The organism is Sorangium aterium (assembly GCF_028368935.1).
In the GTDB taxonomy this organism is placed as follows: Bacteria; Myxococcota_A; Polyangia; order Polyangiales; family Polyangiaceae; genus Sorangium; species Sorangium atrum.
Genome location: NZ_JAQNDK010000001.1, coordinates 957,609 through 983,779, shown reverse-complemented (window position 1 = coordinate 983,779; position 26,171 = coordinate 957,609). Strand labels below are relative to the sequence as shown.

Below are 26,171 nucleotides of genomic sequence, written 5' to 3'. Positions count from 1 at the left end.
AAGGAGTGAGGTGATGGAGCGCCGGTCCCGTGCCATCGACGCGTCACGGCGCGTCACGACGCGCCACGATCACTGAGCGGAGACCGCGGCGGCGGGGCACAAAGTGCTTGGCGGCTTTTGTCCGTTATGTTAGATGAACATCCGCTGGTAATCAAGCGCGGCGTTCGCTTCCCGCTCGACGTCCTCCGACCTCGAGGACGCGGAGGCATGCCGTCGCACCCCAGAGGGCCCATGTCGAACGTCACACGCGGCTGGTTCGAAGACAACGCAGAATCCATCGGCCGCACGCCGCTCGTGCGCCTCCGTCGCGTCGTCGAGGGCGCGGGCGCGCTCGTGCTCGCGAAGATCGAGGGGCGCAATCCGGCGTATTCCGTGAAGTGCCGCCTCGGCGCGGCGCTCGTGTGGGACGCCGAGAAGCGGGGGCTCCTCGGTCCGGGCAAGGAGATCGTCGAGCCGACGAGCGGCAACACGGGCATCGCGCTGGCCTTCGTCGCGGCGGCGCGCGGCTATCCGCTCACGCTGACCATGCCCGAGACGATGAGCATCGAGCGCCGCAAGCTCCTCGTGGGTTATGGCGCGAAGCTGGTGCTCACCGAGGGGCCCCGGGGGATGAGCGGCGCCATCGCGAAGGCGGAGGAGATCGTCGCGTCGAACCCGAGCCGGTACGTGCTCCTGCAGCAGTTCAAGAACCCGGCGAACGCCGCGATCCACGAGCGGACGACGGGCCCGGAGATCTGGGACGACACGGCCGGGAAGGTCGACATCCTCGTGTCCGGCGTCGGGACCGGGGGCACGATCACCGGCGTTTCGCGCTTCATCAAGCACCAGAAGGGCAAGGCGATCACGTCCGTCGCGGTCGAGCCCACGCACAGCCCGGTGCTCACGCAGACGCGCGCCGGGGAGCCGCTCAAGCCGGGGCCGCACAAGATCCAGGGGATCGGCGCGGGCTTCGTGCCCGACGTGCTCGATCTGTCGATCGTCGATCAGATCGAGCAGGTGACCAACGAGGAGGCGATCGCCTACGCGCGGCGGCTGACGCGCGAGGAGGGCATCCTCTCGGGGATCTCGTCCGGCGCGGCGGTGGCGGTCGCGGCGCGGATCGCGAAGCGCAAGGAGAATGAGGGCAAGACGATCGTGGTCATCCTCCCCGACTCGGGTGAGCGCTACCTGAGCACGGCCCTCTTCGAGGGGCTCTTCGACGAGAAGGGGCTCGCGACATGAGCGAGGCCGATCACGGGGTTTTCCGCGCGCCCGCCGCGCCCGCCGTGTCCGGCGCGTCCTGGGCGCTCGGCTCGGTGGTCGCGGAGCTGCGCGCCGCCGGCCGGGGGATCGACGGCGCGCGCCAGAAGCTCGGGCGGCAGGCGCTGCCGTCGCGCGAGGTGCTCGTCGGCATCGCGCGCGATCTGCGCGCGGTGTTCTTCCCGGCGCACTTCGGGCCCGCCGATCTCACCGAGGAGGGGACGGACTACTTCGTCGGGCACACGCTCGACGCGGCGCTGCTCGCGCTCCACGAGCAGGTCCGGAGGGGCCTTGGCTTCCCGAGGGAGCTCGACGCCCGCGAGGCCGCGCGCCGCGAGGGCCGCGCGGCCGAGATCGTGCGCGACTTCGCCGCGGGCCTCCCCGCGGTGCAGGAGCTGCTCGAGACCGACGTGCGCGCGGCGTTCGAGGGGGATCCGGCGGCGACGAGCATCGACGAGGCGGTGTTCTGCTATCCGGGCATCACCGCGATCATGCACCACCGGATCGCGCACCTGCTCTACACGCTCGGCGTGCCGCTCATCCCGCGGATCCTCGCGGAGATCGCGCACGCCGACACCGGCATCGACATCCACCCCGGCGCCGAGATCGGGGCGAGCTTCTTCATCGATCACGGGACGGGCGTCGTCATCGGGGAGACGTCCCGTATCGGCGAGCGCGTGCGCCTGTACCAGGGCGTCACCCTCGGCGCGAAGAGCTTCCCGCGCGACGCGAGCGGGAACCCCATCAAGGGGATCGACCGCCACCCCATCGTCGAGGACCACGTGGTGGTGTATGCCGGCGCGACGATCCTCGGGCGCATCACCATCGGCCGAGGATCGAGCATCGGCGGCAACGTGTGGCTCACGCGCAGCGTCCCGGCGAACAGCCGTATCAGCCAGGCCCAGGTGCGGAGCGACGTCTTCGAGGACGGCGGCGGCATCTGAGAGGTCCGAGCGCGTCGTCCCGGCGCGCTCGGCGCGGGCGAGATCCGGCTCGTCCCCGGCGCCCGCGCGGTGTATGAGCGCCGGGCGTCCGCCGAGGTCGCCCCGCGATGATCCCCCGCCGCCGCCTGCACCGCGCCGTCTTCGCGCTGGCTGCCCTCTACAACGCTTGCTGGGGGCTCTACGCCGCCGTTGACCCGCAATGGCTCTTCCGCTTCGCGGGGATGGAACCCCTCAATCACCCGCCGATCTTCGCCTGTCTGGGGATGGTCGTCGGGGTGTACGCCCTCCTTTACGCGGAGGTCGCTCGCGCGCCCGAGCGCGGCTTCCTCCTTGCGGGCGTCGGTCTGCTCGGCAAGGTGCTCGGGCCGATCGGCCTCGCGGCGCTGCTCGCCACCGGGCAGTGGCCGCCTCGGTCCGCCGTGCTCTGCTTGACGAACGATCTCGTCTGGTGGATCCCCTTCGGCCTGTACCTCCACGACGCGTGGCCGTTCTTCGTGCGGCAGTGGAGGGATGCGCCGGGGCCCCGCAGCTCTCCGGGGGGCTGACCGCAGAACGAGCCGGGGACGGGCTCGGTCGGCTCGTGTCGTTCGCGCGGGCCAGGACGGGCTACGCTGCCGCGGTTCGCCGGCGCGAGGGCCGGCGGGAGGTGTGCGTTCATGAGCTCGAACAAGGCAACGGTCGTCGTCGGCGTCGGCCCAGGACTCGGGGCCGCGGTGTCGAGGCGCTTCGCGCGCGAGGGGTTCTCCGTCGGCCTCATGGCCCGGACGGCCGCCGCGTGTGAGGCGGTGCAGCGGGAGATCGAGGGCGCCGGAGGGCGCGCCTTGAGCGTCCCGGGGGACGCCACCGACGCGGCCTCCGTCGCGGCGGCCTTCGCGCGCGTGGAGGAGTCGCTCGGGCCGGTCGAGGTGCTGATCTACAACGCCAGCGTGTTCCGCGTGGCCGGCGCGCTGGAGCTCACGCCGCGAGAGCTCGAGGACGACTGGAAGATCAACTGCCTCGGCGGCTTCCTGAGCGCGCAGGCGGCGCTGCCCGGCATGCTCCAGCGCGGCCGAGGGACGATCCTCTTCACGGGCGCCACCGCCTCGCTCCGCGGCGGAGCCCGCTTCGCGGCCCTCGCCGTCGGCAAAGCCGGCCTGCGCGCCCTCGCGCAGTCGCTCGCGCGCGAGCTCGGCCCGCGCGGCATCCACGTGGCGCACGTCGTCATCGACGGGCTGATCGACACCCCGCGGGTCCGCGCCATGATGCCCGGGAGGACGGCCGCCACCCTGCTATCGCCGGAGGCGCTGGCAGAGACCTACTTCCAGCTCCACGCCCAGGCGCCGAGCGCCTGGACCCTCGAGATCGACGTGCGCCCGTCGGAGGAGAAGTTCTGACCTGCCCGGGGAGGCGCGGTCACCGACCAGCGTGGGACGGTCGTCTCGAGCGTGGAGGGGTCGTGTCGATCGCCCGACGGGCCGCGCCATCGGTCGCGAGCTCCGCGCGCAGGCGCGCTGCCCGGCGGGCCCGAGCGCGTCGGGCGAGATCCCCGATCCATCTGGCGGAGCCCGGGGTAGAATCGTGGTGAGCTGGCCGTTGCGCCCGCCGGCGAGCGAGCTCCCGCGGAAGCGGGCGCGCCCAGGCGCAGCCAGCTCGCAAGGAACGAAGGATGGCAGAGAGAGACAGGCAATCGACCCCCGCGGCGGCGGAGCCGTGGGGAAGCGGGCGCGGCTACGGTCCGATCTCGCCGCGGCACCCGCTCGGCGGCGAGATGACGGACGTCGTGCGCGGCATCTTCACGCGCCTCAGGCTCCCGTGGCTCCTCCAGCGTTACTCGAAGATACCGGTGCTCGCGGTCTTCAGCTGCGTGAACGGGTTCGTGAGCATCGGCCTGATGGCAGCCCTCGCCGTGGTGACGAAGTCGCCCTTCGTCTTTCCGTCGCTCGGGCCAACGGCCTTCCTGTTCTTTTACACTCCAACGGCGGCGTCGGCCGCGCCGCGCACCACCATCCTCGGGCACAGCATCGGCATCGCGGTCGCGTACATGAGCCTGCTCATCACCGGGCTCACGCACGCAGGTCCGGCGACCGCGACCGGCGTGACCCTCGCGCGCGCCATCGCCGCGGCGCTCTCGCTGGGGCTCACGGCCGGCCTCATGGTGCTCGCCCGCGCGCCACACCCTCCCGCGGGCGCGACGACCCTCATCGTCTCGCTGGGCATCCTGTCCCGGCCTCCGATGCTCCTCGTGCTCCTCGGCGGGGTCGTCCTGCTCACGCTCCAGGCCATCGTCATCAATCGCCTCGCCGGCGTCGACTACCCGCTGTGGGCCCCGCGGCAGGCGCGCCCGGAGCAGGATCCGCCGCCGCCTCCTTGACCCAAGGACCTCCCGTCGCCGGGCGGCCGAGGACGGGCGACTCGCGTCGTCGCTCCATGGCATCAGGGCACCTCGTCGCGCGTCGCGCCGCGCCTGTCCGCGGTGTCACGGCCGCGGCGTGACATGTCACGATCGCGGCGTGACATGTCACGGTCGCGGCGTGACATGTCACGGTCGCCCATCGGAGATGCGGTTGGGCTCCGCGCTCCACTGCGTCGGACGAATGGGCCCGATTCGGCAGGATCCGCCGCCCGCTCGGGCCACGGAGATCCACATCGAGCTGCCGCAGCGGCGGGGCCGTGGTTTCCCGGGCGCTGGCGTGCCGGTTGCTGAGGCGGCTCCGCGAGAGGCCCTGAGGCCAGGCCTGGCGGCGATCGCCGCCTTGGTCGTCGCTTCGGGGCGCCGCTCGTCCTGTGTGGAGTCCAGCGACGGAGGTTTTATGAAACAATCATGTGTGATGGTCGGGACACTGCTGCTCGCAAGCCTGGGAACCGCGGGCTGCGTGGTGGAGAGCCTCGAGAACGAGGGAGGAGAAGACACCCTCGGCGAGGCAGAGCAGGCGCTGGCGTCCAGCCCGGCGCTCCGTGACTTCGGGCAAGTCCAGGCGCAGACGACGGCCTGGCGTACGGTCACCGTGGACAGCCAAGGGGTGACGCTGACGGGTTGCCAGTGCAGCGTCTCGAGCCAGCACTTCGGCGTCTCGAGCTGCCCGGCCTCCTTCAAAGGCCAGCGGAACGTCAGCGTGTCCTTCACCGCGCCAGGGTCGCCGGGGACGTATACCGCGACGTTCGGCATCACGTGCGGCGGGTCGTCCTCACCGTCGGCCACCAGCGATCTGAGCGCCGTCGTCCCCATCGGCGTCAACCACAACGGCACGCTCCTCCGGGCCGGCGGCGCGAAGCCGAAGGCCGGGCGCAAGGCGACGCGGCAGGCGCGGACGACCGGCGCCGCGCGCTCGACCCGGCGCGCGCGGTGACCCACGGCGCGCGGCGCCGCGGGCCAGAGCCAGCGACGCGCCACGCTTCGAGCCGCGGCGACCGCGCGGCGTGGTGCCTCCTCAGGCCACGATCGAGCCGGCAGGACCCGCCTCCGCCAGGTTCTCCCGGCAGGCCGCGGTCGTCGGGTGGCCCGGGCCGAGCGTCGCCATGTAGATGGAGAGCGCCCGCTCCAGCAGCCGGCGCGCCGACGCTCGCCTGCCCTGCCGGAGGCGCAGCACACCGAGGTTGTTGAGCGCCATCGCCAGGTCGGGGTGGGTCGGGCCGAGGAGCCCCTCCATCGTCCCGATCGCCTTGCGGAACAGGCGCGCTGCGGCGTCGAGCTCGCCCTCGGCGCAGAGCAGGGCGGCGAGGTTGCTCGTGGTGAAGGCGACCTCGTGGTGCGCGGGGCCGTACGCGCGCTCGAAGATGGCGAGCGCGCGCCGGTAGAGCGCCGCCGCCTCGCTGCGCTTGCCCTGCGCGTCGAGGATGGCCGCGAGCGCGGCCGCGTCCTCGGCGACGAGCGGGTGCTCGGGTCCGAGCGCCGCCTCCCGCAGCGCGACCGAGCGGCGCGCGAACGGCTCTCCGCGGGCCGCCCGGCCGCGAGCGTGCTCGAGCCCGCCGAGGTTGTGGAGCAGCGGCGCGAGATCGGGGTGATCCGGTCCGTGGGCCCGCTCGAGGACGCGGATCGCCCGGCGGTAGAGCCGCGCCCCCTCGGCGAAGCGCGCGCGGTACTTGCAGCTCATCGCCAGCTCGTTGAGGCAGGCGGCGACCTCGACGTCGCGAGTGCCGAAGGCGGCCTCGGCCAGCCGGAGCGCGCGGCGGGCGCGCGCCGCCGCGTCTGCGTAGCGGCCCTGGAGCCGCGCGGTCGCGGCCAGGGCGAGCCATGCGTGGACGCGGAGCCGCTTGATCTCGCCGCCCCGCCGCGCCCGCGCGAGCGCGAGGACGGCGCGGCGCGCGTGCGCCTCGGCGGCGGGAGGGTCGCCGGACGCCGCCGCGATCCGCCAGAGCACGAGCAGCGCGCCCGCTGCCTCCGGGTCGGCGGGCCCGAGCTCCCGCTCGACGAGCGCGAGCGCCTCGCCCGCATCCGAGCGGGCCTCGCCGAGCATGCCCATGGAGAGATGACAGAGGGCGCGCTCGCGGAGGGCGCGGGCGCCCGCGGCGGCCTGTCCCCGGGCCGGCCGCGCCGCGCGAGGGGCGGACGCGGGGGAGGCGCTCACGAGCCCTCGTCGGACCCCTGGGCGTCGTGAAGGTAGAACCCGGGGCTCTCCGGCACGCCGCCAGCGACGAACGCCGGGACGACGGCCGCCCGCGCGTTCACGACGTGGAGCAACGTTGTGCTGTCGGCGCCGCCGGTCAGCAGGACGATCGTGGGGGCTGGCATGGGGCAGGGAGGATCGGCGATCCGGCGCGCGCGCGCCAGGGGGCGGCGAGCGCGTGAGCGACGGGCGAATCGAGCACACCGGCAAAGAGCAGAGCGCCTGGGCGCCCAGCGCGCCCGCCGCCCCGGCGTCACTCCGCGAGCGCGGCGTCCCCCAGCGTGTTGACGTATCCCGACTCGATGATCCTCTTGAGGAGCATCAGGAACACGCCCGCGTCGCGCCAGCGCTCCGCCGGCAAGCTCGCCACGCCGCCGCGCACGACGTCGACGAATCGCTCGACGACGCGGCCATCCCCGGCGCTGTCGTCGGCGGCGAGGTCGCGCAGCGTCGCCGCGATGATGTCCTCGTCATCGACGCCGACGAACCGCATGGTTGCCTCGACGAGCCTTCTGTTCGGATGGTTGAAGAGGTTGAGATCGAACCGGCCCCGGGAGCCCGAGCGTCGATCGACGTCCTGATCTCCCACGTCGTCGAAGATGCGCGAAGCCGCGTCGGCGAATCGCTCGCACACGCGCCTGACCGCCGGGGCGGCCAGCACCTGTCCGATCGTGGGGAGCTCGGGGCTCGCGCTCCGGTAGAGGCTATAGACGACGGCGACCGTCCCGGCCGTCTGAATGCTCCCGATCGCATGCGCGACGAAATCGTCGGCGTGATCGTCCCAGAACGCGCCCTCTTCGCGCTCGACGTATCGCTGGCTGAGCTGCCGCATGGCGGAGCCATGGCTCAGAAAGCCGGCGACAGGCGATTCGATGAGCGCGCCTGCGTCCTCAGGGCTCAGGCGACGCAGCAGGCGCGCCACCTCCTCCAGGGGTCGAGCGCGCGCAGCGACGAGGGCAGGATCGGGGCGCGGCGCTCTGGCCGCCTCGAGCTCGCTCAGGAGTACGGCGGACGCCAGCTGCTTCGTGTCGTTCGCTGCAGCAATGTGCAGGCGCGGCGCGTGAACCTCGATGAACCGGTGCGTTGCGGCGACGATCGCCAGGTCCCCGTCATCCATCAGGCCATCGAGAAGGTAGAGGAGTCCAAATACGATGGAGACCGCGGCGAGGCGCTCGACATTCTCGATTTCGATCGCGATCGCGGCGCAGAACGCGGTCGCCTTGGGGCCGATCTGGCGCACGAGGCGCTCGACGTGCTCCGGATCCAGGTCGGGTAAGGCTTCCTGGACGATCGGGCGGAACCTCTCGACAAAACACGAGTAAACGGCCCGCATCCTCTCGGAGAGCGCGCGAGGGCCGACGGCGGTCGGGTAGGAATCGCCGAAGACATGGCTCTGCCACGTCTTTTCGATCAGATCGTCTAGCTTTCCCATGGCGGTTGCGACACGAGGAGCGCGCCGAGGACCCACGCGCGGTCCACCCGGGCCGGGCAATACAGCTCCTTGCCGATCCAGCGGAGATCTTCCTGGCCGGCGCCGATGTCATGGTTCGACATCAGCCAGTCGCACCCCCGTCGCCAGGCGCTCCGCGCCATGGATTCGAGCTCGCGGTTCCTTCGTGCGGCGCGGAGCGCGAGCACGGCGTACGCCGTCTCTGCCGCGGTGGGCGCGCTGCCGGCTCCCCAGCCGCCATCGCCACCCTGGGCGCGCAGCAGCGCCTCCAGGCCGCGCTTCACCGCGGGCACGTGCCCCTCGTGCGAGAGGGCCAAGATGACCTGGCTGGTCGTGTAGAGCCAGGAGCTGTGCCATTTGTCGCCAACCCACCGCCCGTCCGGCTGCTGGCGCTCGAGGAGGTACCGCGCTGGCGTCGACGCCTTCTCCCCGCAGGACGCGAGGGCGTGGATCGCGTGTGCATTCGTCGTGAGCGAGGGCTGCAGCTCGTTCGCGTACGTGATGAACATCCCCCCTCGCTCGAAGCGCCGCAGCGTCCCGATGGCGCGAGGCGCCACGAGCTCTCCCAGGGTGGCGATGACCGTCGATGTGATGTCGCCATCCTGAGTGAACGCGTCGCTCATGCCGATGCCCTCGGGGCGAAGCGCGGCGCCGAGGTCGAGCAGCTGCGGCCGCGCCACGTCGCCCAGCCGGGGATGGTCGAGCAGATCGAGGACCCGCAGTGCGTACAGGACCCAGGCCTGCTCGAACCGGTGAATGGGCCACACCGTGGGGACGATGCCGGGAATTCCGACCTCGGTAGCGCCGCTCGCTCGGAGCAGGTACTCGCGCGCCGCCGCTCGTGCGCCATCGAGGCCGGCCTTGTCCCGAGATGCGTGGAGCCAGGCCGCTGTGGCCGCGGGGCTGTGCCCGACGCCGCCGCTCACGTCGATGAGGTCAGGCGAGGGGCCGCCCCCCCAGCCCTCCCAGGAGTGCGACGCCGCGCTGCCGGCCGCCGGCCGGGCCTTGCCGATCAAGGCCCGGCGTCGCTCGCCGAGCGCGATGAGGGCCCTGTACGGGTCCCAATCGACACCGAGGCCGAGCGAGGAGGCCCGGTCGAGGAGCCTGGGCATGAGCAGCTCCAGCCCGACAGGGATGTCGTCCGGCAAGGACGTGCCCCAATGAGCTGCCTGGTCGCGCAGGAACGCCAGGCCCCCCTCGCAGGCGCGGCGTACCTGCGGCATGAGCTCGCGGTAGGGATGGAGGGCCACGATCGACGCCAGCGTCGGGAGATCGCGCGCGCGGGGCACCGACGAGAGCCCCCAGCCCGCGTCCGGCCGCTGCTGCTCGAGAAGCCACCGGATGATGCTCTCCCTGGCTTCGGGAAAGACATCGAACATCAGCACGGTGGCGGTGTCGTACACCGAGGGACTGACGGAGCCTCCGCCTCGCCCGAGCTCCGCCACCAGCGCGCGAAGCCCGGCCAGAGCGCGATCGGAAGGACTCGAATGCGGCGAGGTGTTCATGCGCTGATCCACCCGGTGAGGACCGGCTGCCGCCGGCGACCGTGTTGATGGTGAAGAGAGTCGTCCCGCCGGAGATCGTGGTCGATGCCTCGATGCGCTGGGGCGCTCGAGCGCTGCCCGTTCAGCTCGGGCGAAAGACGACCCGTGTCGCGGCCGCCGGATGCCCGGTCGGGAAGTACACGTGCTTCGGCGAAGCGCCCTCCAAGTGTGGAACGAGCCCGGCGCGGCGCAACGCCCGGACGAGGAGGAACTGAAGCTGGAGCGCCTCGATGCAAGCGACGTTGTATCCAAGACAGAAGTGCGGCCCCCCGCCGAACGCGGCCAGCTCCAGCGGACCCGGTGGGCTAGAGCGATCGCTCCAGCGGCTCAGATCGAAGCGGTCGGGGTCCGGGAACAGCGATGAATCATAACCGAATTGCGCGGGGCTGAGGGCCAGCGGCGTATTTCGAGGGATGCGCCTACCGTTCAGCGTGATCGTCTCGGTGACCGTCCGGAAGATGAACCAGACCGGCGTGTACATCCGCAGGACCTCCCGGAAGATGGCGTTGGTGACAGGGAACCGGTCCGCCTCTCTCGCGGACATGGGCACGGACGCGTCCGGCGCCGCCGTGTGCTCGTCGCAGAGCGCGCTCCACACCTCGCTCCGGCGCGACAGGACGATGACGATCCAGGCCAGGATGGAGGCGCTGGTCTCGTGCCCGGCGAGCAATATCGCGCGAAGGTTGTCGACGATGTCTTGGTCCGACAGGGGCTCGCCCTCGTCGTCGCGAGCCTTCGAGAGCATTTCGACGAGAGAGCCCGCGGCGCCGCCCCGGCGAGCGAGCGCGAGGAGCCTCCGCAGGCGGTCGTCTATCCAGGCGCGCGCGCGATCCGAGCGGTACGCGGGCATGCCTGGCAGACGACCCGGGATCGGGTAAACACCCAAGAACAGCTCGCGATAGGCCCGGCTCCAGGCGGGCACATCCTCTATCGGGACCCCGCAGATTCGAAAGATGATCTCGAGGGTCAGATCCCGCATGGCGGGATGGACCGCGAAGCTCTCTTGCTGGAGCCAGCCATCGATCTTCGCAGCGAACGCGGAGGCCATGGTGGCGGAGGCCTCCTTGGCGAACCCCTGCGGGGAGAACGAGGGGTTGATGGCCGAGCGCATGCGCCGGTGCATCGGCCCGTCCTGCCCAGCCATCGAGCGGCCCACGATCCCCTTGAGGTGCTCCGGATGGTCCATGACCACCTCGGGCGCGCGCAGGAGATCGAGCGCGTCGGCTCCCACATAGAAGAGCCGACGTTGCGCGAACCCGAGGTTGACCCAGAAGAGCGGACCCAGCGCGCTCCTGCTGCGGCGCAGAAGGCCGACGGCGTCCCGGTAAAGGACGGGCAGGTGACCGAGCACCGGCAGCTCTCCGGCCGCGGTGGGGATGCTGTCTTGGTCGGTTCGACCCGGGGAGAGCATGACGAACCTCGTTTTCGCTTCTCGCTGCGACCGCGCCTGCGGAGCCTGTCTCGTCGTCGTCACGAGCTCGCGCGCGCGCCGCCGGAGGCGCCGGGGGTGCTTGCCGGATCGACGATGCCGAACGCCCGCGCCGCGCGAGCAGAAGCAGAAGGGGAGACGCCGCGGGTCAGCGGCCCGAAGAGCCGTTCGCCGCCGGCGTCGTCGCGGGCTGGCGCATCTGGTTGATGCAGAACATGATTCCAGCCCGCAGGTTCGATCGCGTGACCATGCTGTCCAGATCGAGGCCCAGCTCGACGATCGTCTGCGCGACCGACGGCCTGATGCCGCAGATGATCCCGCCCGCGCCGAGGAGCCGGATGGCGTTCACGAGCTTGATCAGGTGATTCGCGACCTGCGTGTCCACCATCTCGACGCCCGTGAGATCCAGGATGGCATACCGCGCGCTGGTGCGGACGATCTCGTCGAGCAGGTTCTGCATGACGTCGGCGGTCCTCGCGCTGTCGACGACGCCGACCATGGGCAGCGCGACCACCCCGTCCCAGACCTGGATGATGGGCGTCGAGAGCTTGCCGATGACCTCCTGCTGCTTCTGGATCTGCAACAGCCGTAGTCGGAGCTCCTCTTCCGCTCTCTTCGCCTCCGAGACGTCGAGCGAGAGCCCGATCACGGACTCGACGTTTCCGAGCGGGCTCTGGATCGGCACCATCCAGTTTTCCCAGAACGAATTGTTGGCGGGGACGTGGCTCATCGAATGGGAGGGACACCCGCGGAGCGCCCTCCTCACGTTCTCCGTGCCTTCGGGAGCGCTGGCAAAGACGTCGAAGAGGTTCGTCCCGACGAGCTGCCCCCGCTTGAGGCCGAGCCCCGCCAGGCCCCTCCCGTCGTGACGGGTGATGACCCCCGCCGCGTCGCATGACCAGACGATGACAGGGAGGTTGTCGGAGAGGGCGCGGAGCATGTCCGCGTCCTCTCCCTTCCCGGGCCCGGCGGCGGGGAGATCGACGGCGCCGGACGTCGGGTGCAGCGAGCCGTAGACCGCCTGGCCGTGCGGCGCTCTGCGCAGCACGCAGGAGAAGGACGCATACACGTTCCCGGCCGTCATCACCCGCCCGCAGAGCTCGACGGCCCCGGGCGTCTCCAGAAGCACAGACCACTTCGCCCGGGCCGCCTCGCGATCGTCGTCGTGGAAGAGCTGGAAGAACGCCGTCCCCGGCGTGGCCGCGTGCCCGACCGTGTGGCCGAATGACTCGCTCCAGTGCGACAGCGTGCCGTCGATGTCCGCTACGAACAGCGCCTCGGGGGAGTAGAGATAGGCCGCCTCCCACGGGTCGCGTGAACTCATATAATGCTGTGTCATGACGAATGTTGCCCTCCCCCAAGCCCGATTCAGGCCTCCTACCCGTGCTCACCTCGTTCGTAGGGGCCGTGGATCGCGCGTGTCATTGACCAAGAATCGGCATCGGCAGACTCACCCCTCTCAGGACCCGCGAGAGCGATGACGAGCGCTCGGAGATGTGCAAAAACGCTTCGATCCGAGCGAGGGTTCCAGCTTGCATTGCGAGATTACAAGCCGCACATCTCCGGCTGAGGCCGGGTAGATCCGGAACTCGTGCTAAGGCCATTCCCGATGTGTGATCGGGGTCGGCGTCCAGGATGCTGTTCAATCCGTTCGGCCCGGAAGCGCCGCGATGCACGGGGTCAGACGAGATGGGAAGACCGAGCTCCTCATGTCTGCCGCCGCGCCGTGAGGGCGCCGGCGACATCGGAGGAGCTACGCATATTCCCCGGGGGTTCGCGATCATCGCTCCCTCGGCGACGCCGCCCGGTGACCGTCGCGTGACGGTGCCTCATGGCGGTGCCTCATGGCGGTGCCTCATCGCGGTGCCTCATCGCGGTGCCTCATCGCGGTGATCGAGCGGACACCGCCCGGAGATCCACGCGGTCACCTATGCTGTCGTACCACCAGGGGAAAGGACTTGACTTCCACGAACCGCTTGGATCTCCTGTCCGGTAGAGCGGCTGCGCCGCTGTGACCTTGACATGGAAACCGAGACCGCCGCGAGCCCCTCGCCCGAGCACATCGACCTCTCCGCGCCTTCGGTGATAGCCGATCCTTACCCCGCATACCGCGCGCTCCGAGGGCGATCTCCGGTGCTCTATGCGCGCGTGCCCGCGGGCGGCGCCGCGGGCCTCGGCGAGCCAATCCGTGCCTACGCGCTCCTGCGCCACGCGGAGGTGCTCTCGGCGCTGCGGGATCCCCAGACGTTCTCGTCGAACGTCACGGACAAGATCCGTGTCCTGCCGCGGATCACGCTGCTGCACGACGATCCGCCCCGGCACACCCACCTCCGCAGGCTCGTCAGCCGATCGTTCACGCCGCGGCGCATCGCAGAGCTCGAGCCGTGGATTGGCCGCCTCGCCGCCTCGCTGCTCGAAGCGACGGGCGACGGGCCGTCAGATCTCATGGACGCCTACGCGATGCCCCTGCCGATGATGGTGATCGCCACCCTGCTCGGCATCCCGGCGGAGCGCTATGCGCAATTTCGGAGCTGGTCCGAGTCCGTGATGTCGTACAGCGGTATACCGGCGGAGGAACGCGCGAGCCGCGGTAAGGCGATGGTCGACTTCTTCGCGGCGGAGCTCGAGGCGCGGCGGCGCGCGCCGTCAGGCGATCTCATCTCGGCGCTCGTGGAGGCCGAGATCGACGGCGCGCGCCTCGACACGCCCGAGGCGGTCGGCTTCTGCGTCGGCCTGCTCGTCGCCGGCAACGACACCACGACGAACCTCATCGGCAACATGGCGCACCTCCTGTCCGAGCGGCCCGAGCTCTACCGGCGCGCCCAGCAGGACCGGAGCCTCGTGGAGCCCATCATCGAGGAGACGCTGCGCCATTCGAGCCCGGTGCAGCGCCTCTTGCGCGTCGCCACGCGGCCGGTGGACGTGAGCGGCGTGATGATACCGGCCGGGCACCTGGTCGACGTCGTGTTCGGCGCGGCGAACCGGGATCCGGCCGTCTTCGAGGAGCCGGACGCGTTCCGGCTCGACCGTCCGCCGGTGGAGCACCTGGCGTTCGGGCAGGGGACCCATTTCTGCATCGGCGCGGCGCTGGCGCGGATGGAGGCGCGGATCGCCCTGAACGCGCTCCTCGACGGCTATGAGTCCATCACGCCCGGCGAGGCGCCTCCGCTGCGGCAGACGCGGGCGATGATGCCGCTCGGGTTCGAGTCGCTCCCGCTAGTGCTGCGGAGGCGCGCCAAACCCTGAACTTCGAGGGCGCTGGAGCCGCTAGACCACCGATCACGTTGCTCAAGCGAGAAGTGAACCGCCAAGACGCCATGAGACGCCAAGATGCCATAAGATGAATATCTTGGCGTCTCATGACGCCTTCGGTTCGAAATTCTGCGCTTTCAGGCAGTTTCAACCGGTTTTCGCTCTAGAGCGTGAGCTCTTCTCGATCTCCGCCAGCGTGATTTGCCATCGCCAGGTTGGCCCGCGCGCGGTCGAGGGCCACGTAGAAGAAGAGCGATTGCTTGCTCTGCAGCGGCCTTATCAGGTGAACTTGCTTGGAGAGCGAGAACAGGATGTCTTTGATCTCGTGACGAGGCGCGCCGGCTCGTCACGGGCGCGGGAGGAACGTCACCTTGCCGGTCTCCAGGGCGTACTCGGCGCCCACGATCAGCATGCCTTCCTCGGCGCACAGGCGCTCGAGCAGCCGGCTGCCGTGCCGGAGGTGATCGCACGAGTTGCGCACGTTGGCGCGCACCGCCTCGCGCAGGAGAAAGTCTCTGTCGGCGTGGCGGCCCGCGGCGCTCACCACCGTCTCGACGGGAGCCCGGCAGCGCTCGACGATATCGCGGATGTTGTCGGTGAGGGGGCCGCGGTGGTCCTCGTGGAGCAGCTCGCTCAGCGTGGCGTCGATGGCGCCGCAGCGCGAGTGGCCCATCACCACGGCAAGGCGGGTCCCGAAGGCGGCGGCGGCGAACTCCACGCTGCCGACGAGCGAGGGCGCCACCACGTTGCCCGCGACCCGGATGACGAACAGGTCCCCGAGCCCCTGGTCGAAGATGAGCTCCGACGGCGCCCGCGAGTCCGAGCAGCTGAGGACGATGGCGAAGGGCTGCTGCCCGTCCACGAGGGCGGCCCGCGCCCGCGGGCCCATCTCGATGTGCTCGCTGCGGATGTTGTCGACGAAGCGCCGGTTGCCCTCGATCAGGCGCTCCAGCGCTTGATCGGCGGGCACGACGGGAAAGGCGGGAGGTGCGTTGCTGAGTCCCATGCTGATCGGCCACCGTGGGGGACCGGGCCGCGGGCGTCAATGGGTGAATATTCCGCCTCAGATGTTCCCGGGCTCACGGGGCTCACGGTTCAACTCGCTCCGCCGCCCCGCCGCCGCCGCCGCCCCGCGAACGCCGCGAGCGCCGCGGCGGCCCCGAGCGCGCCCAGCGGCCCGCGCGGCGCGCCCCCCGGGATCGCGCACCCGCACCCTTCAGCCTCCGGCTCCTTCGCCAGATCGACCACCACGCTGACCTGGTCGGTCGCCTCCAGGATCCCGTCGCTGACCGTCACCGCGAACGCCAGGGTCGTCGCCTCGGTCACCTCGGGCGCCACGAAGGTCGCCCGCGCGCCCTCGCCGGTCAGCTCGACCGCGGGCCCCGCCGTCTGCACCCAGGAGAACGTCAGCTCGTCCTCCTCGGGGTCCGAGCTCCCCGAGGCGTCGAGCGTCACGAACTCGCCGATCGCGGCCACCTGGTCCGTCCCCGCGTCGGCCTCGGGCCCGCCCTGGCAGGAGGCCGTGTCCTCGACCACCGTCGCGAACGGCTTGTTCTTCAGGCCCGCGAACCCGAGGTCGTCGAGCTCCCAGCCGGTGTCGCCCGCGGCCGCGTCCGTGCCGACGCGGAACCGCACCTGCACCGTCTTCCCGGCGAACGCGGTCCCCAGGTCGATCGCGACGTGGTCGACGTCGGGCCACGAGGGGCTCTGGCCGACGAACGCCCTCCGCCTGCCCAGCGGATTGCCGGACTCGACGGTGACCTTCCCGTTGTAGCCGGGCTGCGCGCGCCTCCCGATGTCCTGCCACGTCTCGCCGCCGTCGGCGCTGAGCTCGACCACCGCGCCGTCCCAGAACGTCTCGTCGCTCGTCTCGAACTGGTGCCGGTGCGCGAACGTCAGCACGAAGCGCTCGGTCTCGCTGACCTCCAGGGCAGGCGACACCAGCGCCGTGTCGGACACGCTCCCGAGGTTGACGCCGCGCCACACGCGGTTAGGCGCGGTCCCCTCGGCGCGCGACCAGACGACCTCGCCGGAGAGCCCCTCGACGCTCCAGGTCGTGCTCTGCGCCTCGACGTCGTCGACCGCCGAGGACCCCGGCACCTCGTCGTAGTTCACGCGGCGCACCAGGGCCTCCACCCGCGCCGGCGTGCACGCCGCGGCGCTCTTCAGCGTCAGGCTGAGCTTGAGGTCCTCGGCGGGCGCCACGGTCCGGTCGAGCTTCACCGCCACGGTCGCGGTCCCGGTCGCGAACGGCGCGATGTCGCCGAACGACGCGCGCGCGCCGTCCGGGAACGTCACCCCTGCGGAAGGCACCTCGATGGACGCCACCGCCCCCGTCAGGGGCGCCGCGCCGCGATTCACGATCTCGATCGCGATCGTGCCCGACTCCTCCGCGTCGAGCAGCCCATCGCGGTCGCAGGAGCCGGCGCTGTCGTCGAGCTCCGCCCGGACCAGCGAGATCTCGGGCTGGACGCTGAAGCTCTCCACGACGCCCGAGAAATCGTGCGAGTCGGCGCGCGGGGACACGGCGCACGTGCCGGCGCCGCGCCGGGCGAACGCCTCTGCCAGCGCGAGGAAGTCGCCCTGATCGCTGGCGAGCGCGGCGGCGAGGAGCGCGTCGCGCTGCTCGGTGTACGTCGGGCTCACCGGCGCGAGCTGCATGCCGGCCACCACGTAATCGCTCATCCGCCGCCGGGTCTGCTCGAACGCGCGCGGCGGGGTCAGGCCGCTGCCGTGCCGGATCAGCCCGACGTAGGCCTCGAACAGCATGCTCGCCCAGACCTCTCCCGCGTTGTGCTCCTCGGAGTTGTCGGAGCCCGAGCCGTTGAGCGGGTGGTCGGGGAGGCGGGCGCCCTCGGAGATGTGCTTGAACGTCAGCCCGTTCTTGGTGAAGTCGACGGAGTAGGGGGCGCGGCGGATGCCGAAGTAGCTGTCGCCGAGCGCCGCGCTCCCGTAGCTCGAGAGCGGGAAGGCGCCGTCGAGGTCGTCGCCGTCGCGCAGCGCCATGTGCAGCGCGATGAAGTCGCCCCACCCCTCGCTCTGCGCGCCGCACATCTTGGTGCCGCACGCGACCTGACGGAGGTGGATGTAATGGCCCCACTCGTGCGCCACGATGGTGTTGTCGATCGTGCCGTCGCGCTCGACGCTGGGCTCGCGGGTCATGGTGACCGTGATCGGCGCGTCCGAGGCGGCGAGCGCCGCCTTGAGCGCGCTGCCGTCCGCCTGCGAGATGCTCTGGGCGGGGGTCGTCACCTCGGGGGCCTCGCCGAACAGCCGCGGGGCGCCGTCGCTCTCGCGGTTGTTGGCGATGAGCACGCCGACGGCGCCCGCCGCCTGCGCGCTCTGCGCCTTCTCGGCGAAGGTGCACCCGCCCCGGTCGATGAGGGCGATCTTGCCGGCCACGTCGCTCGTGATCGGCCCGCACGCGTCGCCGCGGGGCTCGGCGCCGTCCAGGGCGAGGGCGAGCTCGCCGGTCACCTCGTAGCGCTGGGGCCCGAACAAGGCGGTGTTCGACGCGTAGCTGGCGTTCTGCGGCGTGACGCTCAGCGAGCGCTGGTCCGGCCCGGACCACAGGTACATCTGCATCCGGGGCGACGCGCCGTCGTACGTCGCGTCCATGTTCGCGTTGTCGCGGCTGCCGCCGATCGCGTCGTCCTGCGCCTCCGCGAGGAGCGGATCGCCGTCGAGGCCGCCCCGACCGAGGTTGTCGCGCTGGGCGTTGCCCGCGGCCTCGGTGAAGCCGGAGTCGTAGTACCAGTCGTGGAGCCAGTTCGTGACGTAGAAGATCTGGGTGACGGCCGCCATGGTCTGCTCGGGCGTGGCGAGCGGCTCGGCGAGCGGGTCATAGATGTGGTCGAACGAGCCCGGCCCCGAGAGCTCCGCGCGCGTATCGCCGCTGGAGAACCCGTCGGGCGGGTTGTGGTCCGCGTAGGCGTCGACGTTGTTGCCGCGGGTCGAGGTCGCGTCGGCCGGCAGCCAAGGATCGGCCCCGCCGTCGAGGTTCGTGTTGAACCCATCGATGGATATGAGGCTCGGCGCGATGAACCGAGCGATCTGGCCGTCGGGCCGCCCGGTCGGGTGCGGCGAGAGATCCGCGAGGGGGCCGTCGAGCGGCCTGTGATCGCCCCCTTCCTCTGCCCAGACCCGGTAATCGAACGCGGCGTGGGAGAGGTTCTCCCGGTAGAGCATCTGCCCGTCGCCGGCCCCGAACACCCAGGCGTACGCCGCGGAGCTCGTGCCGCCGGCGTCGCCCGAGACGAGCTCGACGAAGTAGCCGGCGACGAGCCGATCGGGCAGCGGAAAGAGCACCTTCCTCACCCGCGCCGGCTGCGTGAAGCGCAGGCCCCCGGCGCGCTGGCGCGCGTGATCGGTGTCCGCGATGTCGAAGAGCCGATACCCGCCCTTCGCCCCGCCGAGCTCGCGGAGGTCGGCCGTCTTGACGTCGATGCGGTGCGCGTCGCGCAGGGCGCGGACGAGCGCCTGCGCCGGCGAGCCGGAGAACGCCCGGCCGCGGAGCGAGCCGGCCGTCGGCGAGGCGGCGCCGGGCGGCAGCGGGACGGCCGACGCGTGGAGGTTGCCGGCGAGGGCGACGAGCTCGAGGTCGCGCTTCATGAGCACCTTGAGCCCGCTCCGGAAGACCGGGATCCCGTCGACGTCCTGGCCGAGCGTCACGACGACGCCGCCGCGCCCGGTGTCGTGGACGTGGCGCACCACGGCCGTATCGAGCGCGGCCTGCGGAAGACCGTAGAGCCGCGCGTACCGCTGCACGTACCATCGGGCCGCGGCCTCGGGCGTCCCGTGGGTCGCGGCGGGCGGGCGGTGGCCCGGGGACGTCGCCCACGCGAAGGTGGGCACCCCGCGCTGCGGATCGGTCGACGCGACGACGGCGCCCGGCGCGCGCTCGTCGACGTCGCGCCCCGCGCGGGCGGGCAGCGCGGGTGGGGCCTTGAAGTATGCGTCGTAGTTCGGGCGCTCCCGCGCGTGGGCGGTGGGGCCTGCGAGCAGAGCGAGCGATAGCGCGGTGTACCGAACTGAGACCTTCATGTTCCTCGATTCTCCGACTCCGAGGGGACGACGCATGACCGGCCGCGCGCGCGCAGGTCGCGCGCTGCCTCCCCGGGCGCCTCGCGCCCACCCGTCGAATCCGCGGCGCGACGCAACCTAGCCGCAGCGCGCGCGCAGGGAAAGCGCGACGGCTATCGCTCTGTCCGGCGTCGTAAGGCGCCTCTCATGCGATCTCGTCCGGACGCTCTGCAGAGCGCGAGTCACGCGGAGCCGAGGCGGGAATGGAATAGAGAAGCAATCCTTGTTGGCAGATTGCACGAATCCATGAATTGCCATGTCATGCGTCCTCGCGAGGCGAGCCGAGCGTATGCCGCGGTCGCCGCGGGGTGGGGCAGGAGGGGGGTTGTCGCGCCCGCGATCTCCTCCGGGCCCTGGTCGGGCGTTTGGGGCGGCTCGCGCGGCGCGTCGTGCAGCGCCGGCCCGTGGCGGGGACTCGCGCGGTGCGTCGTGCCGCGCCGGCTCGTGGGTGCGGGCTCATGCAGGGTTGGCCCCGCGAGCCAGCTCACGCGCGGGGTGCTGGTATGACGAAGCGCTGACATGGCGCCCGACCCCCGGCGATTATCTTCGCAAAACCCAACGTGATCCACGCCTTGCACGTCGAGACCAAGCTCGTCTCCGAAGAGCTCTGCGTACTGTTGCGTCAGGTCGATCCCGCCGTGTTCGTCTTCCACGACGAGCCCGAGGTCCGCGCCCGGGTCGAGCGGGTGGCGTCGCGACTCCGCGAGCTCGTCGTGGCCGCCGAGCGTGACGACGCGGGGGGCAGGCTCGAGCGGCTCCGCGAGCGGCTCCGCGTGTTGCTCGCGGCGGTCGAGCGGGCGACCCCGACCGGTACGCCCTCGCCCAAGGCGGCGTGGATCGCGTTCCAGCGGGAGGTGCAGCCTGCCTACGAGTCGCTGCTGCTGACGCTGCGCGGCGTGGTCGCCGCGCCGCCGAGCGTCAGGCCGACGAACCATGTGCGCAGCCTGTGGCACGTGGGCTCGGGGCTCTCGGTGCTCGGGCTGATCCAGCTCTTGCCGGAGCGCGGCGGGCTCGTGGCCGCGAGCGGCGCGTTCGTGGTGGCGGTGTGGTCGATGGAGATCGCCCGCCGGGTCAGCGAGCGGGTCAATGAGCGGCTGATGGGGGTCTTCCGGCTCGTGGCGCACCCGCACGAGCGCTACAGGGTGAACTCGTCGACCTGGTATGTGACAGCGCTCTTCCTGCTGGCGCTGTTCGGGACACGGCTGAGCCAGTCGCTCGCGGTTGTGGTGCTGGCGGTGGCCGACCCGGCGGCGGCCCTCATCGGCCGCCGCTTCGGCCGCACGCGGCTGCGCGACGGCCGCTCGCTGGAGGGCACGCTCGCCTTCTTCGCGGCGGGCGCGCTGAGCGCCCTCGCCGTGATGTGGGCGCTCGGCCCGGCGTCGCTCTCCTCGCGGCTCCTCCTGGCCGCCGTCGCCGGCCTCGCCGGGGCGGCGACCGAGCTGTTCTCCACGCGGATGGACGACAACTTCACCATCCCGGTCGCCGTGGCAGCCGCGGTGACGGTCGTCGGCACGGGCTGACGCGCTCCGACGCTATCCGACGTCAGCTGACGTCAGCTGACGTCAGCTGACGTCAGAAGCCATCTCGCCGCCGATCTCCAGCGCGAGGCGAGCGAGGTACTGTCTCATGAACTCCGCCCGCCGCGCGCCCTCGCGGCGCCCTGCTGCCGTCTTGAGGCTCTCGGCGGTCTTGAACAGCTTCACGTGGAAGTGGTCGATCGCGTTCACCCGGTCGTCCCAGGGCCTCCGCTCGGCGAACGGATCCCCGGGATCGTAGAACCGCACCCCGAGCAGGCCGCCCACGGCGAAGCAGCGGGCGATCCCGATCGCCCCCAGGCCGTCGAGGCGGTCGGCGTCCTGGACCACCCTCGCCTCGAGGGTCGTCGGCTCGATCCCCGCGCTGTAGCTGTGGCACTCGATCGCGTGGGCGATATCGGGGAGGAACGCCTCGGGGTACTCCACGCTCCGCAGGAAGCGCAGCGCCTCCTCCGCGGAGAGCCGGGACGCCTGGGAGCGCCTGGGGTCGTTCTTGGGGACGTTGACGAGATCGTGCAGCCACGCCGCGGGGACGACGATCTCGAGCATCGCCCCTTCGTCCGCCGCGAGCGCCTTGGCCGTGGCGACCACCCTCGTGAAATGCGCCAGATCATGGGCCGGATCATTGCCGAGGTCGGTCTCCTCGAGCTTCTTTGCGAAGAGCGCTTCCCAGTCCTTCATGGCCGCCTCATAGACGCGGAAGCCGACCCGCGCAACGGCTCGGTCTTCTTCGCTCGGTCACCGGCACACCTCGAATTGCCCCAGCGGGTGCGCCACGCCGTTGACCATCACGTCGATGCTGTGGCGACCGGGATAGTGACGGCGGGTCGTCATCTCCTCGAAGGAGACCTTGCCGGCTATCTCGGCGCGACCCGACGGCGGCAAGACGAGCTTCCGCAGCTTGAAGACCTTTGGCCGCGTCGAGCCGTTCGCCTTCACGAAGTGCACGGCGCAGTCGACGATCAGCTCCTGGTCGCGCGGGGCCGTCGACGTGAGCTCGAACGAGAACCGGAGCTCTCCGCCGAGCTTCACCGATCGCGGGGACAGCGAAGCCGAGGCGATCGCGACGCTCGGCGCCGCGCCGAAGCCGAGCGCGTCGAGCGCGCCGTGATCCCCCTTCTTGACGAGCGAGCGCAGCGCGTGGCGCACGATCCATTGCCGCCCGGGCGGCGCGCCGTCGAGCCAACGCCGGCAGAGGCTCGCCGCGACGCTCGGGTGGTCCTTGCCGATGTCATTGATGTTGTTCGCGACGGAGCGCTGCACGTAGCGCTCCGGATCGTCCTTCAGGATCTCGAGCAGATCGATGACGGGGCCTGGATCCTGCTGGAAAGCGCGGAGCCGCGGGGCCCACGGCAGCCGCGGACGGGTCCCCTCGGAGACGAGCCGGCGGACGTGGACGTTCGGGTCGGCGGCCCACGCGCGGAGCCGGCGGAGCGTCGCGTCGGGGTACCTCGTCAGGAACGCGCGGATGCTGAACTCGGCGGAGAACCGCTTCGTCAGCTCGTATTGCGCGGTCATCGCGTCCTCGAAGTGATCGAGACCGCGCTTTGCCACATAGAACACGTGCGGCATGTACTGCAGCGGCTCCAGGCCGAACGCGTCGCTCCGACCCAGCTCGGGCCCGAGGGAAGCCACGATCACACGAGCTGCCTCCGGAAAGGGCTGCGGCAGGTGGTGGTGCATGACGTCCGCGATCCGGGAGGCGCGGCCCGTGAGCTCCAGATCGGAGAGGCCGGCCAGGCAGTCACGGGCGAAGCCGCGCTCATCGAGGCCAGGGTGCGCCGAGCGGAGGTCGCGGGCGATCGAGCGGACGCGCCGCTCGTCGAAGAGGTCCTTCAGCCGGTCACCCATGGGCATCTGTCGGTGAGGGGACGCCGAGGCCGATTGGCCAGGTCTTCTGTGGGTCGGACATGGGCGTTGACTAGCGCGAGACCCTGACAGATTCTGTCACCATATGTCGCGCGCCCTCCGCGTCATGGAGCTCTCCGACCTGCTTCGCGCGCGGGGAGCGACGACCGTCGGCGAGCTGGCCGCCACGCTCGGGGTCAGCTCCCGCACCGTGCGCAGGGACCTCGCGACGCTGAGGGAGCGCGGCGTCAACATCGAGGGCGAGGCCGGCCCCGGCGGGGGGATCCGGCTCGATGCAGGCCGGGGCGTCACCGCCGTGCACCTCTCGGTCGCCGAGATCGTCACGCTCTGGCTCTCCGCCCGCCTCTCTCAGGCCGCGAGCGACCTCCCGTGGAGCAACGCCGCCAGCTCCGCGCTGGCCAAGCTGCTCAGCAGCCTTCCTCCTGAACGAGCGCGAGAGCTGCGCGCCCTCTGCCGCAGGGTCATCGTCGGCGATCCGGCGAGCGGGCCAGTGCGCGCCGGAGCCGGGACGCCTCCAGCTGAGCTGGTGAGGCTCTTCGAGGAGTCGTTCTCCTCCGGCGTCGGCCTCGGGTTCGACTACAGCGACCGCGAGGGGAGGACGTCGAGGCGGCGCGTGGAGCCGCACGGCCTCCTGATCCAGAGCCCTGTCTGGTACGTGCTCGCCCTGGACACGGGAAAGAACGAGCCGCGAATGTTCAGGATGGATCGCATCTCGACGCCTCGCGTCCTGCGGGAGATCGCGTTTCGTCCGAACGCCGACGTCATCTGGGCGCTCTTGCCGAACGAATGCGCGTGGCGACCGCTCCTCGGCGACCGACCGTGAATGTCGGCCAAGGCGGACGGACCCCGTTCACGCTCCGATCCTGTGCCCACCACGGTTCGACCAGCGGAGCCTGGGACGCACGGTGTCGTATGGTTGCGCGTATCGGCTCTGCCTGATAGCTTAGGTTTGATACAACACACGACATCTTGGCGAGTGACCAGAACGAAGAGCGACGTCCGGTGCACGGGGTGCCTGCTCGATTCCGGGTGATTGCAGAGAGAGCCCCCGCCGAGGAGTGACCAGCGATCGATGGCGCACGGCCGACCTGCCCCCTGAAGCCGTGCTCGCCTGCGTGCGGTGGCCGGTGTCGCGCGGGTAAATACGGCTTCGAGCTCGCCGAGGTTGTCGATGCATGCCGCTCGTCCCTGGGTGGCCATCCATCCATTCGACGATCAAGGGGCCATCGTGTGTGGTGGCCATTCTTGAGGATTCGAACCAAGGAGCGTGAATGAACTGTTCAGCCGCGAGATGGGCGTCCATCTCCTTCGCTGCCATGACTGCCGCCCTGCTCGGAGGCCCAGCGTCCGCGCACGTGCCGGAAGCGCCGGGAGATCCGCCGGACAGGGACGCGGTCCTCGACTGGAACGCCGTCGCTCTGGACGCGGTCGCAGGAGACACCTCCCGCGCGCGCGGGCGGGACCAGCGCGGGCCGACGCGCGTATCACGGGCTCTCGCGATCGTTCATGCGGCGATCTTCGACGCCGTGAACTCGATCGTCCCGAGGTACGAGCCGTACTCCGTCCTCCTCGACATGCCGGATGCATCCATCGATGCGGCGGTGGCCACGGCAGCTCACCGCACGCTGACGGCGTTGTTCCCGAGGCAGAGGGCGCTGCTCGACGGGAGGCTCGACGAGTACCTGGCGGCGATCCCCGACGGCGACGCCAAGGAGGACGGTCGTGCGCTGGGCGGCGCTGTCGCCGACGAGATCCTCGCGGAGCGGGAGGACGACGGGTCGGACGCCCCGATGCGTTACACCCCAGACATCGCCCCCGGCCGGCATCGCGTCGATCCGCTTTATCCCGATCAGGGGTACTTGACCCCGAGATGGGGGAGGGTACGGCCGTTCGCCATCGAGAGCGGCGCCGAGTTCCGGTCGCCGCCGCCGCCGCCGCTATGGAGCCTGGAGTATGCGTTGAGCTTCTATGAGCTCTTCCTGGTGGGGGGCGACGGCGAGATCACCCCGACCGCGCGCACCCGGGAACAGACCGTCATCGGGATCTTCTGGTCGTATGACTCCGCCCCGCGCCTCGGGGAGCCGCCCCGGCTCTACAACCAGATCGCGCGGGTCCTCGCGATCGAGGAGTGCAACTCGGAGATCGAGAACGCTCGTTACTTTGCGCTGGTCAACATCGCGCTGGCCGACGCCGCCATCGCCACGTGGGAGACGAAATACCATTACGAGTTCTGGCGGCCGATCGTCGCGATTCGTCGGGCCGACAGGGACAGCAACTCGCTCACGATAGCTGACAGGAGGTGGACGCCCCTCGGATCCCCCGGCAGCAACCAGGGCCCGCCGCGCATGACCCCAGCGTTCCCGGCGTACACCTCCGGGCACGCGAGCTTCGGGGCTGCCATGTTCCAGGTGTTGACCCGGTATTATGGGACGAATCGTGTCCCCTTCTGCTTCATGTCCGACGAGTACAACGGGGTAACGACGGACGAGCGGGGCAACGTTCGACCCGAGATCACGCGCTGCTATTCCAGCTTCGAGGAGGCGTCCTGGGAGAACGCGGTCAGCCGCATCTACCTGGGCGTCCACTGGAGGTTCGATGGAGTGCGCGGGATCCGTCAGGGCAAGCGCGTCGGAGACGCCGTCTTCGACAGGGTCCTCCAGCCGCTTCCTTGACGAGCTGGCCAGCGAGCCGCTCGATCCATCGAGCGGAGACTCGTGGCCTCATGGCGGGTCCCCCCGGCCCCGGCCAGCCTCTCAGTTCATGAGCCGGGAGCGAGCGGGCGCCCACCGCTCGGGTCGCGGCGCGGAGAGCGGACCGGCGTGGTGGTGGACCATCCTCCATTGCCCGTCTTCGAGGACGAACACGTTGGTTGCGCACAGGTGTGCGGGCTCGTCGCCGTTCGCCTCGTAGCACGTGACGAAGGCGAACTCCCCGAAGAGGTGCGCCGAGGCGCCCTGGCAGCGCATGCGCAGGGGCGAGGTCTGGCGCAGGAGCTGGCTCCAGCTCTCGAGCACGCTGGCGCGCCCCGAGAGCGCCTCCATGCCGGGATGGGCGCAGGCCAGGGGCGCCCGCTCGGCCCACACCCGGCACATCGCCTGGTAGTCCCCGGCGCGGAACGCCTCGTAAAAGGCCTCGTTTGCGGCCAGGACAAGCCGTTCCGCCGCGACGCGCTCCTCGACGCTCATGCAGCGACCATGCTCCCCGGCCAGCGCGGGCGCAAGAGCCTCGACGGCGTCGTCTCGCC

The 26,171-nt window shown here is 70.9% G+C and carries 21 protein-coding genes; 10 read left to right on the top strand and 11 right to left on the bottom strand.

Annotated features, from left to right (window positions below; translation table 11 throughout):
- The first annotated feature begins 231 nt into the window (after nt 1-231).
- From cysK to POL72_RS03425, 6 genes are all read left to right on the top strand, one after another.
- Nucleotides 232-1,221 (top strand): cysteine synthase A, encoded by a 990-nt coding sequence (gene cysK / locus POL72_RS03450; protein ID WP_272093556.1) that lies wholly within the window; start codon nt 232-234, stop codon nt 1,219-1,221.
- Nucleotides 1,218-2,183: a serine O-acetyltransferase EpsC gene (epsC, locus tag POL72_RS03445; RefSeq protein WP_272093555.1), complete on the top strand. Its 966-nt coding sequence runs from the start codon at nt 1,218-1,220 to the stop codon at nt 2,181-2,183. Before cysK ends, epsC begins: the two co-directional genes overlap by 4 nt.
- Before the next feature lie 107 nt (nt 2,184-2,290).
- Complete coding sequence (locus POL72_RS03440) at nt 2,291-2,728, top strand: hypothetical protein (protein WP_272093554.1); 438 nt, start codon at nt 2,291-2,293, stop codon at nt 2,726-2,728.
- A gap of 111 nt (nt 2,729-2,839) precedes the next feature.
- A complete protein-coding gene (locus POL72_RS03435) occupies nt 2,840-3,556 on the top strand; it encodes an SDR family NAD(P)-dependent oxidoreductase (protein ID WP_272093553.1) in 717 nt (238 codons plus the stop codon).
- 272 nt (nt 3,557-3,828) lie between these two features.
- Entirely contained in the window at nt 3,829-4,533 is a 705-nt protein-coding gene (locus tag POL72_RS03430) for an HPP family protein (RefSeq protein ID WP_272093552.1), read from the top strand.
- Between the two features lie 439 nt (nt 4,534-4,972).
- A complete protein-coding gene (locus POL72_RS03425) occupies nt 4,973-5,509 on the top strand; it encodes a hypothetical protein (protein ID WP_272093551.1) in 537 nt (178 codons plus the stop codon).
- Between the two features lie 81 nt (nt 5,510-5,590).
- Here the strand turns inward: POL72_RS03425 and POL72_RS03420 are convergent, their stop codons facing one another.
- From POL72_RS03420 to POL72_RS03395, 6 genes are all read right to left on the bottom strand, one after another.
- Nucleotides 5,591-6,727: a tetratricopeptide repeat protein gene (locus POL72_RS03420; protein ID WP_272093550.1), complete on the bottom strand. Its 1,137-nt coding sequence runs from the start codon at nt 6,725-6,727 to the stop codon at nt 5,591-5,593.
- Complete coding sequence (locus POL72_RS03415; RefSeq protein WP_272093549.1) at nt 6,724-6,891, bottom strand: hypothetical protein; 168 nt, start codon at nt 6,889-6,891, stop codon at nt 6,724-6,726. The genes POL72_RS03420 and POL72_RS03415 overlap by 4 nt, the downstream gene beginning before the upstream one ends.
- A 128-nt stretch (nt 6,892-7,019) precedes the next feature.
- Complete coding sequence (locus tag POL72_RS03410; protein WP_272093548.1) at nt 7,020-8,198, bottom strand: hypothetical protein; 1,179 nt, start codon at nt 8,196-8,198, stop codon at nt 7,020-7,022.
- Nucleotides 8,186-9,721 carry a prenyltransferase/squalene oxidase repeat-containing protein gene (locus tag POL72_RS03405; protein ID WP_272093547.1) on the bottom strand — a complete coding sequence of 512 codons (1,536 nt, stop codon included), beginning with the start codon at nt 9,719-9,721 and terminating at the stop codon, nt 8,186-8,188. Before POL72_RS03405 ends, POL72_RS03410 begins: the two co-directional genes overlap by 13 nt.
- A gap of 121 nt (nt 9,722-9,842) precedes the next feature.
- Nucleotides 9,843-11,171 carry a cytochrome P450 gene (locus POL72_RS03400; RefSeq protein WP_272093546.1) on the bottom strand — a complete coding sequence of 443 codons (1,329 nt, stop codon included), beginning with the start codon at nt 11,169-11,171 and terminating at the stop codon, nt 9,843-9,845.
- A gap of 166 nt (nt 11,172-11,337) precedes the next feature.
- Complete coding sequence (locus POL72_RS03395; RefSeq protein ID WP_272093545.1) at nt 11,338-12,528, bottom strand: STAS domain-containing protein; 1,191 nt, start codon at nt 12,526-12,528, stop codon at nt 11,338-11,340.
- A 683-nt stretch (nt 12,529-13,211) separates the two neighbouring features.
- Here POL72_RS03395 and POL72_RS03390 point away from each other — a divergent pair.
- Nucleotides 13,212-14,435 carry a cytochrome P450 gene (locus POL72_RS03390; RefSeq protein WP_272093544.1) on the top strand — a complete coding sequence of 408 codons (1,224 nt, stop codon included), beginning with the start codon at nt 13,212-13,214 and terminating at the stop codon, nt 14,433-14,435.
- A gap of 352 nt (nt 14,436-14,787) precedes the next feature.
- On the opposite strand, the gene POL72_RS03385 is transcribed toward POL72_RS03390, so the two are convergent.
- Together POL72_RS03385 and POL72_RS03380 are read right to left on the bottom strand one after the other, a co-directional pair.
- Entirely contained in the window at nt 14,788-15,447 is a 660-nt protein-coding gene (locus POL72_RS03385; RefSeq protein ID WP_272093543.1) for a carbonic anhydrase, read from the bottom strand.
- 89 nt (nt 15,448-15,536) lie between these two features.
- Nucleotides 15,537-19,484 carry a M36 family metallopeptidase gene (locus POL72_RS03380; protein WP_272093542.1) on the bottom strand — a complete coding sequence of 1,316 codons (3,948 nt, stop codon included), beginning with the start codon at nt 19,482-19,484 and terminating at the stop codon, nt 15,537-15,539.
- Between the two features lie 599 nt (nt 19,485-20,083).
- On the opposite strand from POL72_RS03380, the gene POL72_RS03375 reads away from it, so the two are divergent.
- Nucleotides 20,084-21,043: a diacylglycerol/polyprenol kinase family protein gene (locus tag POL72_RS03375; protein WP_272093541.1), complete on the top strand. Its 960-nt coding sequence runs from the start codon at nt 20,084-20,086 to the stop codon at nt 21,041-21,043.
- Nucleotides 21,044-21,085: 42 nt separating this feature from the next.
- Here POL72_RS03375 and POL72_RS03370 read toward each other — a convergent pair whose 3' ends face one another.
- Together POL72_RS03370 and POL72_RS03365 are read right to left on the bottom strand one after the other, a co-directional pair.
- Nucleotides 21,086-21,739: an HD domain-containing protein gene (locus POL72_RS03370; RefSeq protein ID WP_272093540.1), complete on the bottom strand. Its 654-nt coding sequence runs from the start codon at nt 21,737-21,739 to the stop codon at nt 21,086-21,088.
- 57 nt (nt 21,740-21,796) lie between these two features.
- On the bottom strand, nt 21,797-22,909 hold the full coding sequence (locus POL72_RS03365) for a DNA alkylation repair protein (RefSeq protein WP_272093539.1): 1,113 nt from the start codon (nt 22,907-22,909) through the stop codon (nt 21,797-21,799).
- Between the two features lie 103 nt (nt 22,910-23,012).
- On the opposite strand from POL72_RS03365, the gene POL72_RS03360 reads away from it, so the two are divergent.
- The gene (locus POL72_RS03360) at nt 23,013-23,750 is read left to right on the top strand and encodes a helix-turn-helix transcriptional regulator (RefSeq protein ID WP_272093538.1); all 738 of its coding nucleotides are present in this window, start codon (nt 23,013-23,015) and stop codon (nt 23,748-23,750) included.
- A gap of 448 nt (nt 23,751-24,198) precedes the next feature.
- Nucleotides 24,199-25,599 (top strand): vanadium-dependent haloperoxidase, encoded by a 1,401-nt coding sequence (locus POL72_RS03355; RefSeq protein ID WP_272093537.1) that lies wholly within the window; start codon nt 24,199-24,201, stop codon nt 25,597-25,599.
- 81 nt (nt 25,600-25,680) lie between these two features.
- On the opposite strand, the gene POL72_RS03350 is transcribed toward POL72_RS03355, so the two are convergent.
- The gene (locus POL72_RS03350) at nt 25,681-26,112 is read right to left on the bottom strand and encodes a nuclear transport factor 2 family protein (protein WP_272093536.1); all 432 of its coding nucleotides are present in this window, start codon (nt 26,110-26,112) and stop codon (nt 25,681-25,683) included.
- Nucleotides 26,113-26,171: the final 59 nt, after the last annotated feature.

Bases quoted from the DNA above. Each gene is read 5' to 3' on its own strand.
- POL72_RS03385 (WP_272093543.1), bottom strand. From the start codon at position 15,447: ATGGGACTCAGCAACGCACCTCCCGCCTTTCCCGTCGTGCCCGCCGAT.
- POL72_RS03360 (WP_272093538.1), top strand. From the start codon at position 23,013: ATGTCGCGCGCCCTCCGCGTCATGGAGCTCTCCGACCTGCTTCGCGCG.
- POL72_RS03435 (WP_272093553.1), top strand. From the start codon at position 2,840: ATGAGCTCGAACAAGGCAACGGTCGTCGTCGGCGTCGGCCCAGGACTC.
- POL72_RS03350 (WP_272093536.1), bottom strand. From the start codon at position 26,112: ATGAGCGTCGAGGAGCGCGTCGCGGCGGAACGGCTTGTCCTGGCCGCA.
- POL72_RS03440 (WP_272093554.1), top strand. From the start codon at position 2,291: ATGATCCCCCGCCGCCGCCTGCACCGCGCCGTCTTCGCGCTGGCTGCC.
- POL72_RS03410 (WP_272093548.1), bottom strand. From the start codon at position 8,198: ATGGGAAAGCTAGACGATCTGATCGAAAAGACGTGGCAGAGCCATGTC.
- POL72_RS03400 (WP_272093546.1), bottom strand. From the start codon at position 11,171: ATGCTCTCCCCGGGTCGAACCGACCAAGACAGCATCCCCACCGCGGCC.
- POL72_RS03380 (WP_272093542.1), bottom strand. From the start codon at position 19,484: ATGAAGGTCTCAGTTCGGTACACCGCGCTATCGCTCGCTCTGCTCGCA.
- POL72_RS03355 (WP_272093537.1), top strand. From the start codon at position 24,199: ATGAACTGTTCAGCCGCGAGATGGGCGTCCATCTCCTTCGCTGCCATG.
- cysK (WP_272093556.1), top strand. From the start codon at position 232: ATGTCGAACGTCACACGCGGCTGGTTCGAAGACAACGCAGAATCCATC.
- POL72_RS03415 (WP_272093549.1), bottom strand. From the start codon at position 6,891: ATGCCAGCCCCCACGATCGTCCTGCTGACCGGCGGCGCCGACAGCACA.
- POL72_RS03395 (WP_272093545.1), bottom strand. From the start codon at position 12,528: ATGACACAGCATTATATGAGTTCACGCGACCCGTGGGAGGCGGCCTAT.
- epsC (WP_272093555.1), top strand. From the start codon at position 1,218: ATGAGCGAGGCCGATCACGGGGTTTTCCGCGCGCCCGCCGCGCCCGCC.
- POL72_RS03430 (WP_272093552.1), top strand. From the start codon at position 3,829: ATGGCAGAGAGAGACAGGCAATCGACCCCCGCGGCGGCGGAGCCGTGG.
- POL72_RS03405 (WP_272093547.1), bottom strand. From the start codon at position 9,721: ATGAACACCTCGCCGCATTCGAGTCCTTCCGATCGCGCTCTGGCCGGG.
- POL72_RS03370 (WP_272093540.1), bottom strand. From the start codon at position 21,739: ATGAAGGACTGGGAAGCGCTCTTCGCAAAGAAGCTCGAGGAGACCGAC.
- POL72_RS03365 (WP_272093539.1), bottom strand. From the start codon at position 22,909: ATGGGTGACCGGCTGAAGGACCTCTTCGACGAGCGGCGCGTCCGCTCG.
- POL72_RS03390 (WP_272093544.1), top strand. From the start codon at position 13,212: ATGGAAACCGAGACCGCCGCGAGCCCCTCGCCCGAGCACATCGACCTC.
- POL72_RS03425 (WP_272093551.1), top strand. From the start codon at position 4,973: ATGAAACAATCATGTGTGATGGTCGGGACACTGCTGCTCGCAAGCCTG.